Source organism: Xenorhabdus sp. Sc-CR9, from assembly GCF_963897815.1.
GTDB lineage: Bacteria > Pseudomonadota > Gammaproteobacteria > Enterobacterales > Enterobacteriaceae > Xenorhabdus.
In genome coordinates this window covers 1-13,059 of the sequence record NZ_CAWQTY010000022.1, presented here as the reverse complement: position 1 = coordinate 13,059, position 13,059 = coordinate 1, and the positions used below count along the sequence as shown (strand labels likewise).

At 41.6% G+C, this 13,059-nt stretch carries 10 protein-coding genes and 2 pseudogenes; 4 read left to right on the top strand and 8 right to left on the bottom strand.

Translation table 11 applies throughout. The features are described 5' to 3' along the window. Positions 1–40 precede the first annotated feature (40 nt). Positions 41–799 carry a hypothetical protein gene (locus tag AACQ81_RS01100; protein WP_237385996.1) on the bottom strand — a complete coding sequence of 253 codons (759 nt, stop codon included), beginning with the start codon at positions 797–799 and terminating at the stop codon, positions 41–43. Positions 800–1,096: 297 nt separating this feature from the next. Continuing rightward, positions 1,097–1,861: a GntR family transcriptional regulator gene (locus tag AACQ81_RS01095; RefSeq protein ID WP_237385995.1), complete on the bottom strand. Its 765-nt coding sequence runs from the start codon at positions 1,859–1,861 to the stop codon at positions 1,097–1,099. A gap of 748 nt (positions 1,862–2,609) precedes the next feature. Here AACQ81_RS01095 and AACQ81_RS01090 point away from each other — a divergent pair. After that, positions 2,610–4,010 (top strand): purine-cytosine permease family protein, encoded by a 1,401-nt coding sequence (locus AACQ81_RS01090; protein WP_237385994.1) that lies wholly within the window; start codon positions 2,610–2,612, stop codon positions 4,008–4,010. After that, positions 4,007–4,930, top strand: coding sequence for a PfkB family carbohydrate kinase (locus AACQ81_RS01085; RefSeq protein WP_237385993.1), 924 nt, complete (start codon positions 4,007–4,009; stop codon positions 4,928–4,930). Before AACQ81_RS01090 ends, AACQ81_RS01085 begins: the two co-directional genes overlap by 4 nt. Positions 4,931–4,995: 65 nt before the next feature. Here the strand turns inward: AACQ81_RS01085 and AACQ81_RS01080 are convergent, their stop codons facing one another. Then, positions 4,996–5,655, bottom strand: coding sequence for a helix-turn-helix transcriptional regulator (locus AACQ81_RS01080; RefSeq protein ID WP_237385992.1), 660 nt, complete (start codon positions 5,653–5,655; stop codon positions 4,996–4,998). A 94-nt stretch (positions 5,656–5,749) separates the two neighbouring features. On the opposite strand from AACQ81_RS01080, the gene AACQ81_RS01075 reads away from it, so the two are divergent. Beyond that, positions 5,750–7,162, top strand: a complete 1,413-nt coding sequence (locus AACQ81_RS01075; RefSeq protein ID WP_237385991.1) for an MFS transporter — start codon at positions 5,750–5,752, stop codon at positions 7,160–7,162. 197 nt (positions 7,163–7,359) lie between these two features. Here the strand turns inward: AACQ81_RS01075 and AACQ81_RS01070 are convergent, their stop codons facing one another. The 4 genes and pseudogenes from AACQ81_RS01070 to AACQ81_RS01055 all read right to left on the bottom strand — a co-directional run. Beyond that, entirely contained in the window at positions 7,360–8,433 is a 1,074-nt protein-coding gene (locus AACQ81_RS01070) for a sulfate ABC transporter substrate-binding protein (protein ID WP_443089524.1), read from the bottom strand. Positions 8,434–8,644: 211 nt separating this feature from the next. Next, entirely contained in the window at positions 8,645–9,622 is a 978-nt protein-coding gene (gene pfkA, locus AACQ81_RS01065) for a 6-phosphofructokinase (protein ID WP_237385990.1), read from the bottom strand. Between the two features lie 220 nt (positions 9,623–9,842). Continuing rightward, a complete protein-coding gene (gene fieF, locus AACQ81_RS01060) occupies positions 9,843–10,742 on the bottom strand; it encodes a CDF family cation-efflux transporter FieF (protein ID WP_237385989.1) in 900 nt (299 codons plus the stop codon). A 31-nt stretch (positions 10,743–10,773) separates the two neighbouring features. After that, a pseudogene (locus AACQ81_RS01055) lies at positions 10,774–10,890 on the bottom strand (phosphatidate cytidylyltransferase); the annotation flags it as partial. Between the two features lie 266 nt (positions 10,891–11,156). Here AACQ81_RS01055 and rfaL point away from each other — a divergent pair. Beyond that, a complete protein-coding gene (gene rfaL, locus AACQ81_RS01050) occupies positions 11,157–12,389 on the top strand; it encodes an O-antigen ligase RfaL (RefSeq protein ID WP_237385988.1) in 1,233 nt (410 codons plus the stop codon). 52 nt (positions 12,390–12,441) lie between these two features. On the opposite strand, the pseudogene AACQ81_RS01045 reads toward rfaL, so the two are convergent. Then, positions 12,442–12,927: pseudogene (locus tag AACQ81_RS01045) on the bottom strand (glycosyltransferase); the annotation flags it as partial. Between the last annotated feature and the right edge of the window lie 132 nt (positions 12,928–13,059).

Below are 13,059 nucleotides of genomic sequence, written 5' to 3'. Positions count from 1 at the left end.
TGTCAGCCAATAATTGCTGACAGAAGGGCATAATTTTAATTTATAGATAAATAGCCACAATGTGGGCGTTGTCCGTGAACCCAGATAATTTTTGAGGTGAAATGATTTCTGCTTTACATCCTACGGATTCAGATATGTGCCTGATATCTTCATAGGAATGGATTATTTCCCGGGACTCATAAAAATGTGTTTCGCCATTAATAATCACTTTTACTGTCATCTTAATTTCCCACTCTGTATCGCTCCATTCAGGTGGGGTGACTGGCCAATAACATTCCGCTTTACCCAGTTCCGAATCACTAATAATATGGCTATCTTCATGTATTTCAATAAAATTATTGAAAGTACTCTGCTTATGTACCTTAACGAAAAGTATGCCGTTTTTGCGGGAATGGTGTTGACACCATTTCAGTAACCACTGAATAGATTCTTTTGAGAAGTAACCAATTGAATATCTGAGTAACGTATAAATATTAAATTTCAAATCAGGAGGAATTTTGGGTTTATCAGCAGGCAAATGAGAAACGAAGTAGTTTGCTTCGTGTTGTATGCCTTTTGCAACGGAATACTTTTTCATACCCTCAGAACCATCAAGAGAATAAGCTTTACAGCCTAATTGGCTAAACGCTTGTGAGTGTCTTGCTGGTCCCGCTAATAATTCTAATGTAGTTATGTCATCAGGATCTGTTGGAGAGCTAAAATCGAGAAGAGAGTGGCATTGAGACAAAAAGTCTCTGTCTTTCGAAAATGCATCGTAGAACTCAGGATGTTCTGAATATAATTGACTAATGTCTTTCATAAATAATCCCTTCAGTAAAAGGTAATATGCCTCTTATCGTTCAATGTACTATTTTGTCAGTTATTTTTCTTTTTCTTAATAATTTGGAATTGCCTGAAAATTAAAATGATATTTTTGTGATTAAATAATGTATTGATTGTTTGCCGATCAGTAAATGTTGTTTTTTATACAAAAGAATCACTTTTGATGACAGGAAGATATGACAGACCAAAAGGTGATGGACAGTATTTGTACTGAATTCCCTCTGAAAACAGGGAGAAAAGTCAGTGGTGAAGGGTTTTATTCATTAATTTTTTATCAATTATAATTAATGTCTATATTTTGCGGAGAATTGAAATCAAGCCCATAAATATCACCACGACATAAAATCTCGCTGAACTCAATGATATCATTTTGTCCATTGAAACTTATCTGATGAATTTGCAGTAGTGGAGAATTCTCCGCGATATTGAGTAATTCGGCAAGCTCCGCAGGGCAGGCAATAGCTTTGATTTTGTGATTCACATTGGTCAGATGAATGTTTTCTTTCTCCCAATGTGCATACAGGGAGCCTTCCAGTAATTCAGGACAGGGCAGGTATTTCCGGGGAATATAGGTATTTTCAAGTGAAACTGGCGTATCGTTAGCAAGGCGAATACGGCGCAGTTCGGCAATGTGGTCGCCGATATTAAGGGATAATTTTTTCGCTATCTCTTCCGAAGCAGGGATAATATTCCTCGATAACCAGCAATTGGATACTGTTCCTCCCCCTTTAATGATTTGTGAGGTAAAACCAACAGCTTTATTGAGTGAAGAATTGCCCGATTTGGCGACCTGAGTGCCGATCCCTTGCTGGCGTATAATCACTTCTTTTTCTTCCAGAAGCTGCATGGCTTTACTGACCGTCACCCGAGATATGCTGAGTAATTCAGCTAATCGGCGTTCCGGTGGCAGAAAATCACCGACTTCCAATAACTGTTTTTCAATTGCCGCTTCAATGGCTTTTTGCAATTGGATATAGCGGGGGCTATTGCTTTTCTTTTCAAGTTGTTCGCGTACCCAGTCAACAAAGTGATTCAGCATTTTTTAAGCCCCGATTATTTGATGGCATAAGTTTACATTAGCCTGTACAGCAAGGTATATACCCTTCGTCTTTCAAGTTGCAGCTTTGTTATCTGTGTTCACTTACCCCAGTCACTCCAGCCCTTGCCGTCGCGTTGCGCCTTGAAATCCATTGGGTATAGCGTGTATTGGAATTAGATTGGCATCACATAATAACAAAATTGGACTTTCATTGGCCTTAATTGATGGATAAAGTATAAGCCTTGCTTATATAAGAAGTCGGGAGTTTAGAATCCTTTTTCTGTAATGTCCTGAATTATAACCAATTGATTTCAAGATAAAGCCAACAAAGCTGAGACTTGAAAGATGAAAGGGATTGCAAGAGACGTATTCTTCAAGCTCAGGGTTGATGTATGACATCGGCCTTGAAGTGGTATGGTGGTTTAAATGTCCGGCTGCCACGCCCGCTTGAAGAAACAGAGACTTCATCGGCTTATCATGGGCTAATCAAGTCGGTACGCTGCGCTCTGGTCATGGTGTCATGTTTTATGGGACTCCAATTAATGTGTGCGATTTTTTTGCGCCAACCCAGGGAAGAGAACCATAGGGTCCACGACCAGAGCCATTTTCAGGACGTTATCCGGTATCACATGTTCCCTACTGAGGTCGTGGTATAAGTTAGCAACACAACTCAGATAGGGTTTTTCTGCCTGGAGTCTTAAGTACGTCATTTAAACAAGAAGTTTTAAGACAGTGATGGAAAACACAAATGAGTACACAGAAAAATAGTCAACGGTTCTGGAAGATAGAACGCACAGGTATAGATATTGTTCCTTCCTCAGAACGTACAGGTACACCACTGGATTTATTTTGGGTCTGGTCAGCCGCTAATATTGGCATTCTCGGCATTGTTTACGGTGCCATCATTGTCTCCTTCAAACTCTCCTTTCTGCAATCCGCCCTGGCAGCATTAGTAGGGCTTTCCAGTTTTGCATTGGTTGGCTATGTCAGTTTCAGTGGCAAACGAGGAAGAACCACAACTCTTACCCTTTCCCGCACGATTTTTGGTATTAAAGGTAATATTGCCCCGACGGTGATTTTCTGGTTCATCTCCATGGGGTGGGAGTCCATCAATATTGTTACGGGTACTTTGACCCTTTCCGCGTTATTTCAGGCTTTCGGACTTGCTGAAAGTACGCTGTTGACTGTCGCCAGCATGATATTATTTTCAGGCCTATCAATAGGTGTCACGCTGCTGGGAAAAGAGATGGTCATTGCTATGCAGCGATGGGTTACCCGCGTTTTCGGGATCATGACTCTGGTTGTGGTGTTTTACATTCTGATGACAACAAATTGGGAATCGGTGTTGTCCATGCCATCAGGTAGTTGGTTAACGGGATTTTTGCCGGCAGTCTCAGTAGTTGCTGCGGGAAGCGGTATAGCTTGGGCGGCCTCAAGTGCCGATTATAGCCGTTTTCAGAATGAAAATTCGTCCGATGCAAAGGTTTTCACCGCAGTAACCACAGGCGGTATGCTCCCTCTGGTATTGTTATTATTTGCGGGAATTTTGCTCTCTGTTCAATTACCTGACCTTCCCAGCTCAGATAATCCTATTGCCCACATTGGCTCCATCTTGCCGGATTGGATGTTGATCCCTTACCTGATGACAGCCATTGCAGGCATAATCATTATGGCAGTCATGAGCCTTTATTCTGCCAGCTTGAACTTATTGACATTAGGAATAAAAATAAAACGAATCCATGCGGTTACCATTGATTCGATGATTGTGTTGACTGTCGCGATTTATACCCTGTTTGTTACCGGCGACTTTATGGGGCCATTTATCGCATTCCTGATATTCTTCGGTGTCTTTTTGGCATCGTGGGAGGCGGTATTCTTGCTTGACTATATCGTGATCCGTCGAAAGCAGGGGTATTGTTCGGATAAATTGTTCAATTACATTGGCCCGAATGGCGGCATTAAGTGGATACCCATATTGTGCTGGCTACTGGGAGCATTGGCGGGTTTTCTGGTGACGAAAAATGATTTCATTAGTGGTCCGTGGGCAGTTGGGATTTTTGCGAATTCCAGCCTTGGCTTGTTTCTGTCATTTTTTGTCAGCTTTATCTGTTATGGTCTGTATTTGATGTTGAATAGGGATAAAAGATGAAAGAGCCTTTACTGCCTGTCGTTGTGGTGGGATCTGCAACAGGGGATATTGTTCTTAAGTTACCTGAATTGTCCCATGATGGTGAATATTGGGAAGCGGAAGAAGTTGATCGGCAAGTTGGTGGCTGTGCATTGAATGTTGCCCGCGCCCTTTGCCGTCAGCAAACCCCGGTTATCAACGGCATATTTGTGGGGAATGGGGCTTGGGGGAAGAGTGTCGCAACAGAAATGGAAAATCTGGGTTTAAGGGTGACCTTGCGCCATCCCACAAAAGACAATAGTTGGTGCTTTGCCATGATGAAACCTGATGGCAAACGCATCTATGTTTCTGTCCCCGGTTGTGACGATGCCTGGAATACAGAGATTCTGGCGACTATCCCACTGCCGGAACAGGGATTTATTTATACGAGTGGTTATGAATTAGCGAATCCCACTGCGGGTGATTTACGCGAATGGTTATTGGCCTCGCCTGCTAGCCTGACTTTGGTATTAGATTTTGGTCCTCGTCTGGTTGATATTGACCTTGAATTTATTCAGGCATTACCTGTGGATAGAACCATGCTCAGCTTAAATAAAGATGAGATTGCCTTATTGTGTGGCGATGGTGATCCCATGATACAGGCCAATCGCTATGCAGATGAACATGGCTTCACGATCATTGCTCGCGTCGGTGCAGAAGGGGCATGGATATGCCAGCCAAACCACCAGCCTGAACATGTGCCTGCTTATAAAGTTCGGTTTGAGGATGGGATTGGTGCCGGAGATGCACACTGTGGTGGTATGTTGGCGGGATTGTCTCAGGGCATGTCGTTACGGGATGCCGTGGATCTTGGAAACCGCGTTGCAGCCATAGTTGTCAGCCTTCCTGGTGCCAATGGAGCACCAACCAAGGGTAATCTGAACGATTTCGCTTTTGGCTGAGTCATCTGAAGAGATAGACATAAACAAAACCTACGCAATTGATACTGCGTAGGTTTTATCAGAGATTAAGTCAATGGTGTGATGTGATAGGCACAGCGTCGATTACCACTGAGAATAAATTCGGTTCTTTCCACATTGGCTTGCAGTATTTCGCGAAAAACATTCAACTCTGTTCGACAAAATCCTTGGCAGATTTTAGCTGCGAAGCAGATAGGGCAATGGTTTTCAAAAAACAAAATAGAGCCATCTTTTTCATCAACATCATAATGGGCCATATAACCTTCCCGGCTGCGGATAGCGACCAGACGCTCAACTCTTTCCTGTAACTCTGTGGCACCTTCCATTATCTTTTTATAGTTGGAAAGTGCCTCTTTCTCGCGGACACTGATAATCAAATCCAGGGCTGTTTCGCCTAATTGGTTGCGAATAATTGTAATCAATTGAGCTGTTAACTCTGCATGAGTATCAGGGAATAGGGCATGACCTTTCTCCGTGAGATACCAGAGTTGAATCGGGCGGCCGACCCCCTTCGCTTCAGATTTCCCTTTAATCAACCCCTCTTTAGCCAGCTTCACAAATTGTTGACGGGCTGCTTCTCCTGTTGTTCCCAATAGTTTGCCGGCATCAGAGGCTTGTAAGGCACCTCGAGTTTTTAGAAGCATCAATAACTTCTCACTCACTGTCTGTCCTGCGATTATTCTATTTTCCAAGTCAGTGCTTGACATATTGTTGATTCCGACATTAATTTATTACAAGATTTATCTTGTTTAATTTAGCCTAAGATTTTTCACAACTCAACCTGTGTTCAGGACAATAATGATGATAATGACTGAGGAAAGCCGCTGGAGAGATCTTTTTTCCAGCAAAAATGCGCCGAGTGCAATAGTGCTTTCACTGGGTGTGGGATTGATGGCGATCAATACCTTAATTGCGATTACTATTTTACCTTCCATTGTGAAGGACATAGGCGGGTTAAATCTCTATGCCTGGAATACGACATTGTTTGTCATGGCATCAATTATTGGTTCTATCCTTTCTGTGAGATTACTCAGTGTGTCAGGCGCAAGAAATGCTTATTTGGTTGCGGCATTGGTCTTTTTCATCGGCAGTTTGATTTGTACTCTCGCACCTACGATGGAAATTATGTTGATAGGAAGAACCATTCAGGGATTGGGAGGTGGATTTCTATTTGCTCTTTCTTATTTGATGATTAATCTGGTTTTTGAACAATCACTCTGGCCCCGGGCCATAGCGCTGATTTCGGGGGTGTGGGGGGTATCGACGTTAATCGGGCCGGCCATTGGTGGTCTTTTCGCTGAAATGAATGCGTGGCGCTATGCGTTTGGTATTATGATTCCCGCCATTTTGCTCTATGCCTTATTTGCCTATCTGATTTTGCCTAAAAAGCAGGAACAAAACAGAACCAAAACGCCATTGCCGACGGTACAATTGATTTTGCTATCAACGGCTATTTTGGTGGTTTCCTCGGGAAGTTTGTCACAAGATGTACGGATCAATATTATCGGCGTTGCGGTGGCTGTGATATTGGTATTCTTACTGATCATTTATGAACGTCGCACTTCGGCGAGATTATTACCTGAAAATACCTTTAGTTTTCGTTCACCCCACATGATTTTATTTGCCACTATTTTTCTCTTGATGCTTGGCTTGGCGAGTGATGTTTTTGTCCCCTACTTTTTGCAAATTCTGCATGGACAGTCTCCTTTGGCTGCTGGTTATATAGTGGCTTCCGCAGCACTTGGCTGGACATTAGGAGAAATGCTCAGTGCCAGCTGGCAGGGCGCGAAAATGCGATTTTCGATTATGAGTGGCCCTATATTCATGTTGATTGGCATGTTATTGCTGTTTGTTATGCTGCCATTCCAATCAGCAGGAGAGTGGCAAATAATGGTGTTGATCACTTTAGGGCTAGGGTTATTTGGCTTTGGTGTAGGTTTCGGCTGGCCGCATCTTCTGACACGTATTTTGCAGGTTTCCAGTAAGGCGGATAAAAATATTGCTGGTTCATCCATTACAACCATTCAGTTATTTTCCTCTGCATTTGGCTCTGCCTTGGCAGGAATGATCGTCAATATATTTGGTTTTTATAAACCCGGTGGCGTAGAAGGAGCTGTTTCATCGTCCTATTGGTTATTTTTGATCTTCTCCATTGCACCAATATTGGCATTATTGACCGCATATAAATCAGCAAAAATTAAAGTAGAGAAATAAAATTATTATCAACGGCATTATCGTAAAAATAATGCTGTTTTATTCATGGTATGTAACCGGATATATCAATGCTTTACAGTTTGATAGAGGTTATTTGCTGATAATAAAGCATTTTTTCATACTATTTCTATTTTAGATTTTGGTTATATTGGTGGGAAATTATTTCCCCACCAATAATTTATTAAGCAATTCTCTGATTAGCGACGGATAATTTCATCAAAAATTCCGCCTGTAGCAAAATGTTCCTTCTGCGCTTTACCCCAGCCACCAAAAACTTCATCAATCGTAAAAAGTTTCAGTTCAGGAAAAACAGCACGGTATTTTTCAGCGATGGCTTTATCGCGAGGACGATAATAGTTTTTGACTGCAATTTCCTGCCCGGTCGGGGAATAAAGATATTTCAGATATTCTGTTGCCAATTCACGTGTTCCTCGCTTATCAACCACTTTGTCGACAACGGCAACGGTAGGCTCTGCCAGAATAGAAATGCTTGGTGTAACAATTTCAAATTTACTTTTTCCCAAGGCATTGTTCGCCAGCAGTGCTTCGTTTTCCCACGCAATCAGCACATCACCAATTCCGCGCTCCACAAAGGTATTTGTTGCACCACGGGCACCAGAATCCAGCACTTCAACATTTTTATAAAGTGTTTTTATGAACTCTTTGGCTTTATCTTGATTCTGATTGTTATGCTCTAACCCATATCCCCAAGCGGCCAAATAATTCCAACGTGCGCCACCGGAGGTTTTGGGATTCGGTGTAACGACGGAAACATCAGGGCGAATTAAATCTGACCAATCTTTTATCTGTTTGGGATTTCCTTTCCTCACTAAAAAAACGATGGTTGATGTATAAGGTGCTGAATTATCTGGCAGACGTTTAAGCCAATTTTTATCAATGCGCCCACTTTCTGCAATGGCGTCTACATCATATGCCAGTGCTAAAGTCACCACATCCGCTTGAAGGCCATTGATAACCGAAGTTGCTTGTTTACCTGAGCCACCGTGTGATTGGCGGATCTTTACATCATCTCCGGTTTTTTGATGCCAGTATTTGCTGAATGCTTCATCATACTGCTGGTATAATTCACGGGTCGGATCATAGGATACATTCAAAAGTTGAACCTCTTTCGCCCATGAATTGCCCGTCACAATTGCCAACGTCAGCAAAAATACCGCCGATGCGGAATATCTTCTTATATTTAACTTTATAACTCCTGTGTTCATGATCACGGTGACATGCTCCCCTAAGCTATTATCATTTTTCACCATAAAAACTGACAGAAAGCGTTATGACACTGAAATAATTTAAAATTTCTTCTTATACGTAAGAAGAATATGCACGATTTATTTCAAGATGCAGCGTAGCCAACAATGCTGCATCTTGAAAGGCGATAGGGGGATATGAGAAATAAGACAGCCACATTATGTGGCTGCCTCAGAAGATGAATTTTGCAGATTAATAAGAAAGATGATGAAAGGATTAGTAGAGTTTTTTCGCTGTATCCAGCCAGTCTTTCTTGAAGATACGCTGCATATTCTGAACCGCGTCAATGATATCGTGATGAACAAGTTTCTCGTTCTGAATACCAACACACCTGCCTCCGTGTCCTTCCAGCAGTAACTGCACTGAATAAGCACCCATGCGGGAAGCAAGAATACGGTCATAGGCGACCGGTGCACCACCACGCTGGATATGCCCCAATACCGTTGCCCGGGTTTCATGGCGGGTTTCTGCTTCAATATATTTCGCCAACTCTGCAACATCACAAACATGCTCAGTAATGGCTACAATCGCGTGACGCTTGCCTTTTTGAATCCCAACCTTAATTTCAGCCAGCAGTTCTTCTCTATCGAATGGTGTTTCACCTTCAGGTAGTACAATAAACTCACATCCACCCGCAATTGCTGCCGATAAGGTCAAATCACCGCAATAACGTCCCATAACCTCAACAATCGAGATACGTTTGTGGGAAGTAGAGGTATCACGCAGGCGGTCGATTGCTTCAACTACCGTTTCCAGCGCCGTGAAATAACCAATGGTGTAATCCGTGCCTGCGACATCATTATCAATCGTTCCCGGTAAACCGATGCAAGGGAAGCCCGCTTCAGTCAGTTTTTTCGCACCTAAATAAGAACCATCACCCCCAATTACCACCAGCGCATCAATATCATTTTTGCGCATATTTTCAATGGCAATTTCCCGAACCTTATCATCCCTGAATTCAGGAAAACGGGCTGAACCCAAAAAGGTGCCACCACGATTAATCATGTCAGAAACACTAAAGCGGTCGAGCTTCTTCATGCGGTTTTCATACAACCCCAGATAGCCATCATAAATGCCGTAAACTTCTAACCCTTCGGTTAAAGCGGCACGAACAACACCACGAATAGCGGCGTTCATGCCAGGGGCATCCCCGCCACTCGTTAAGACTCCGATTCTTTTAATCTTGTTGATCATGATGACCTCTGACTTGTAGATATATTATTTGTCGGTAAAGTATTTGCCAATCTGCCGACGACTGCTTGTGTAGGAAGACTTACAGCGATTTTACGAAACCTGATATGTCACTTTATTAGCTGAATTGATTCAATAGTACCTATGATACGGAAAAACACTCAGCCTGCATTAAGATTATGTCTATTTTTTGATGATCTTTTGATTATGGGTAAATTCACCATCAATCCCAACGGTTTTTATGTTCTTCAGGTACAAGGGAACAAGGATCTTGGTGAATAATAATATCGGCACCCGGAAACCTGTTCCGCAATTTATTTTCAATGCCTTCAGCCAAAGCATGGGCCTGTACCAATGGCAGATTATCATCTATCTCCAGATGGAACTGGATAAAACGAATTGGGCCTGATTGACGGGTTCGGAGATTATGTCCACCTGATATGCCAGGATAATTTTGGATAATCTCGATAATCTCTTGCCGCTCTTCATCCGGCAAAGCGCGATCAAGCAAAGACTGTACAGCATCATATCCCATTCTTAACGCACTATAGAGGATATAGCTCCCAATCCCCAAAGCAAACAGTGCATCTGCACGTTTAAATCCATACAGGCTCAAAAGTAGCGAGACCAAAATTGCCCCATTCATCAATAGATCGGATTTATAATGCAACATATCAGCGCGAATGGCCTGACTTTGAGTTTTATTGATCACCCATTTCTGGAATGTTACCAAACATAACGTTGTAATCAGGGCAATGACGATCACCCAGATACCTATTACCGCATGTTCTAAAGGCTTGGGGGAAAATAAATGCTGAAGGCCTGTCAAAAACAGAAAAATCGCTGAACCGGAGATAAACATACTTTGAGCCAGGACTGCTAGTGATTCGGCCTTACCATGCCCAAACGTATGCTCTTTATCAGCAGGTTGAATTGAATAACGCACAGCAAAAAAATTGGTCAGAGATGCAGCCAGATCTACCAAAGAATCCACCAGCGCTGCTAATAAGCTCACTGAGCCTGTCAGCCACCATGAAAAAATTTTTACGATCAATAACACACTGGCCAGCACTGTTGCTGCTAACGCAGCGGTACTGACCCATCGCCCATAATTTATACTCATCGACTACAGCCCTTTGGTTATTTAGTCAGTCTCAGGTATAAAAGTAGCGCGTTAAGTGGAAAAATATAGGGGCTGCGAAGCAAAGTGAGTCAATTCTATCCAGCATCCCGCCGTGTCCTTCAATAATTCCACCGAAAGTTGGGTATCCTTATCTCCTTGAGGCAAAATGACAGTAATAAGATTTTTTAATTAGTGATGCCATAGAGCGTAAGGTAATTAAGATTGGTCAAAATAACAACAGGTTGGGTGGGGATAATAAATCACTCTTGTATTGAAAGAGGAATTTCCTTTTGAATTTCATAGGATGGGAGAAAAATGTTTCAGGATTTATGAGATTACATTTTTGTTCGTGCCTGTATTACTAAAATAATACAAAATACTAATCAGAAACCCACTTCCTGTTCTGGTATGCTTATGTTGAAAGAAAACGTTAAAAATCATCTGTCTTGGAGTACATTTTGTGTCGGTGGTTACATCGCACTTGTCTACGTAACGGGTATCACACGCTATAAGAACTTATTTTTTGCTTTGATAGCAATAACTGCACTCTATATGCTTATTAAAAATCCCAAAGGATGCGTTGCTGCACTGAAGAATAATATTGTGTTAGCTTTGGGATTATTAATTTTGACTTATCTCTATTCGATAGTTATTTCGCCTGATCCCAAGCTCAGCTTCAATGAGCTTAAAACACCTTTTTTCAGAGATGTCGTTCTCTCCAGTGTTCTGATTACGTTAGCATTAAGCCATACGGATAAACTTAAAATCCAGAAAATGATTATTGGTTCATTTTTGCTTGGATTGTTATTTATCACGCTAAAAGAAATGTACCTGTTTTATCAGGATTATCAGAATAATATCATGCCATTCACGACCTATAACCACCGTAATATATCAGATGGCATAGTGTTCTTTTTCCCCGCACTTGTCGCTCTTTGGCATTTTCAAAACAAGAAAAATTATGTTCGTTTTGTGTTGACTACTCTGCTTATTGTATCTGTATTTTTTGTATTACTTGGAACGCTTTCCAGAGGTGCCTGGCTTGCAGTTTTTGTCATGTTTTTCATAATGATTGTTATGAACAAAAATTGGAAAACCTTAATTACCGGCATTGTTATTATTGGCTCTGCTATATTTATCATCAAATCTGACTATCTCATGAAAGGTTCTACTTTGACTTATAAGTTGGAACAAACAGATAGCAGCCATCGCTATAGCAATGGGACACAAGGATCTGCCCTAACTTTAATTTTAGACAATCCAATCAAAGGTCATGGTGCGGGTAACAAAATCTATGACCAAATTTATAACGATAACGTTCAAAATTATCCTGATTGGACCTTTAAAACATCGCTTGGTCCCCACAATATTTTCCTGACTGTTTGGTTTGCGGCTGGAGTATTCGGGTTAATTGCCTTTTTATTTTTAATCTTCTCGTATCTGAAACAATCTACTCAAGAATGGGTAACAAGTAATAACGGTAATAATCAGGCCGCATTAATCTTATTTATCTCTTTCGTTGGGTATTTTATTGTCAGAGGGAATTTTGAAAGTATTCATTTGAATATCTTAGGTATCTATCTTGGCTTACTGGCTGCGTTGTGTCAGCAAAGATGGCGTGAAAGAAAGCAGAAAACTGAAGCATAAGTTAACTACTCTGAGGGCTATTCAACACTTTTGGATAGCCCATTAAAAATGGTTAAAACCACTCAGCTAACGCTTCTGACAGAGACATACTGACATTAGTCCAATCATATTGGTTTATTGCCGTTTCTTTGGCATTCTCAGCGATAACGTTTAAATTATTATTCAACAAGGTAGACAAAATATCTTTGGCAATAGATTCCGGAGACAAAGGTTCTTGCAATAAAAAACCGGTCCTTTCAGGGATCACAAACTCCTTTATTCCACCTCTTGGACTGACCAAAACGGGGACTCCACATGCCATTGATTCTAAGGCAACCATGCAAAAAGCCTCTTCCCCTAATGAAGGCACGACGGTTAAATCAGCAAGTGGATATACCTGATGCATATCTGCCGGAAGCATACTCCCTGCGAGGATACAGATATCAGTCATTCTTGAAGCTTTATCCAGCACTTTTTTCCGATAAATTTCGCGTTCACCTTTTTTAGTGGTTGAATGATCTCCGATCATCAGCAACTTTATATTTTGATGTTTTTTATGTAGTAAACCTGAGCTTCGCTTAAGAAGGGAACTAAAGTGCCTGAGGCACGATCAAAGTTTTTGCTAAAGAAAACAAAATCGTGGAGATCCTCAGGCATGTATAATTTAGAAGAACTTTACTGCTGCGTCGAT

What these genes read in the sequence shown, in the direction of transcription:
- AACQ81_RS01080 (WP_237385992.1), bottom strand. Translation starts at nt 5,655, where the DNA reads ATGTCAAGCACTGACTTGGAAAATAGAATAATCGCAGGACAGACAGTG.
- AACQ81_RS01090 (WP_237385994.1), top strand. Translation starts at nt 2,610, where the DNA reads ATGAGTACACAGAAAAATAGTCAACGGTTCTGGAAGATAGAACGCACA.
- AACQ81_RS01070 (WP_443089524.1), bottom strand. Translation starts at nt 8,433, where the DNA reads ATGGTGAAAAATGATAATAGCTTAGGGGAGCATGTCACCGTGATCATG.
- pfkA (WP_237385990.1), bottom strand. Translation starts at nt 9,622, where the DNA reads ATGATCAACAAGATTAAAAGAATCGGAGTCTTAACGAGTGGCGGGGAT.
- fieF (WP_237385989.1), bottom strand. Translation starts at nt 10,742, where the DNA reads ATGAGTATAAATTATGGGCGATGGGTCAGTACCGCTGCGTTAGCAGCA.
- AACQ81_RS01085 (WP_237385993.1), top strand. Translation starts at nt 4,007, where the DNA reads ATGAAAGAGCCTTTACTGCCTGTCGTTGTGGTGGGATCTGCAACAGGG.
- rfaL (WP_237385988.1), top strand. Translation starts at nt 11,157, where the DNA reads ATGTTGAAAGAAAACGTTAAAAATCATCTGTCTTGGAGTACATTTTGT.
- AACQ81_RS01095 (WP_237385995.1), bottom strand. Translation starts at nt 1,861, where the DNA reads ATGCTGAATCACTTTGTTGACTGGGTACGCGAACAACTTGAAAAGAAA.
- AACQ81_RS01100 (WP_237385996.1), bottom strand. Translation starts at nt 799, where the DNA reads ATGAAAGACATTAGTCAATTATATTCAGAACATCCTGAGTTCTACGAT.
- AACQ81_RS01075 (WP_237385991.1), top strand. Translation starts at nt 5,750, where the DNA reads ATGATAATGACTGAGGAAAGCCGCTGGAGAGATCTTTTTTCCAGCAAA.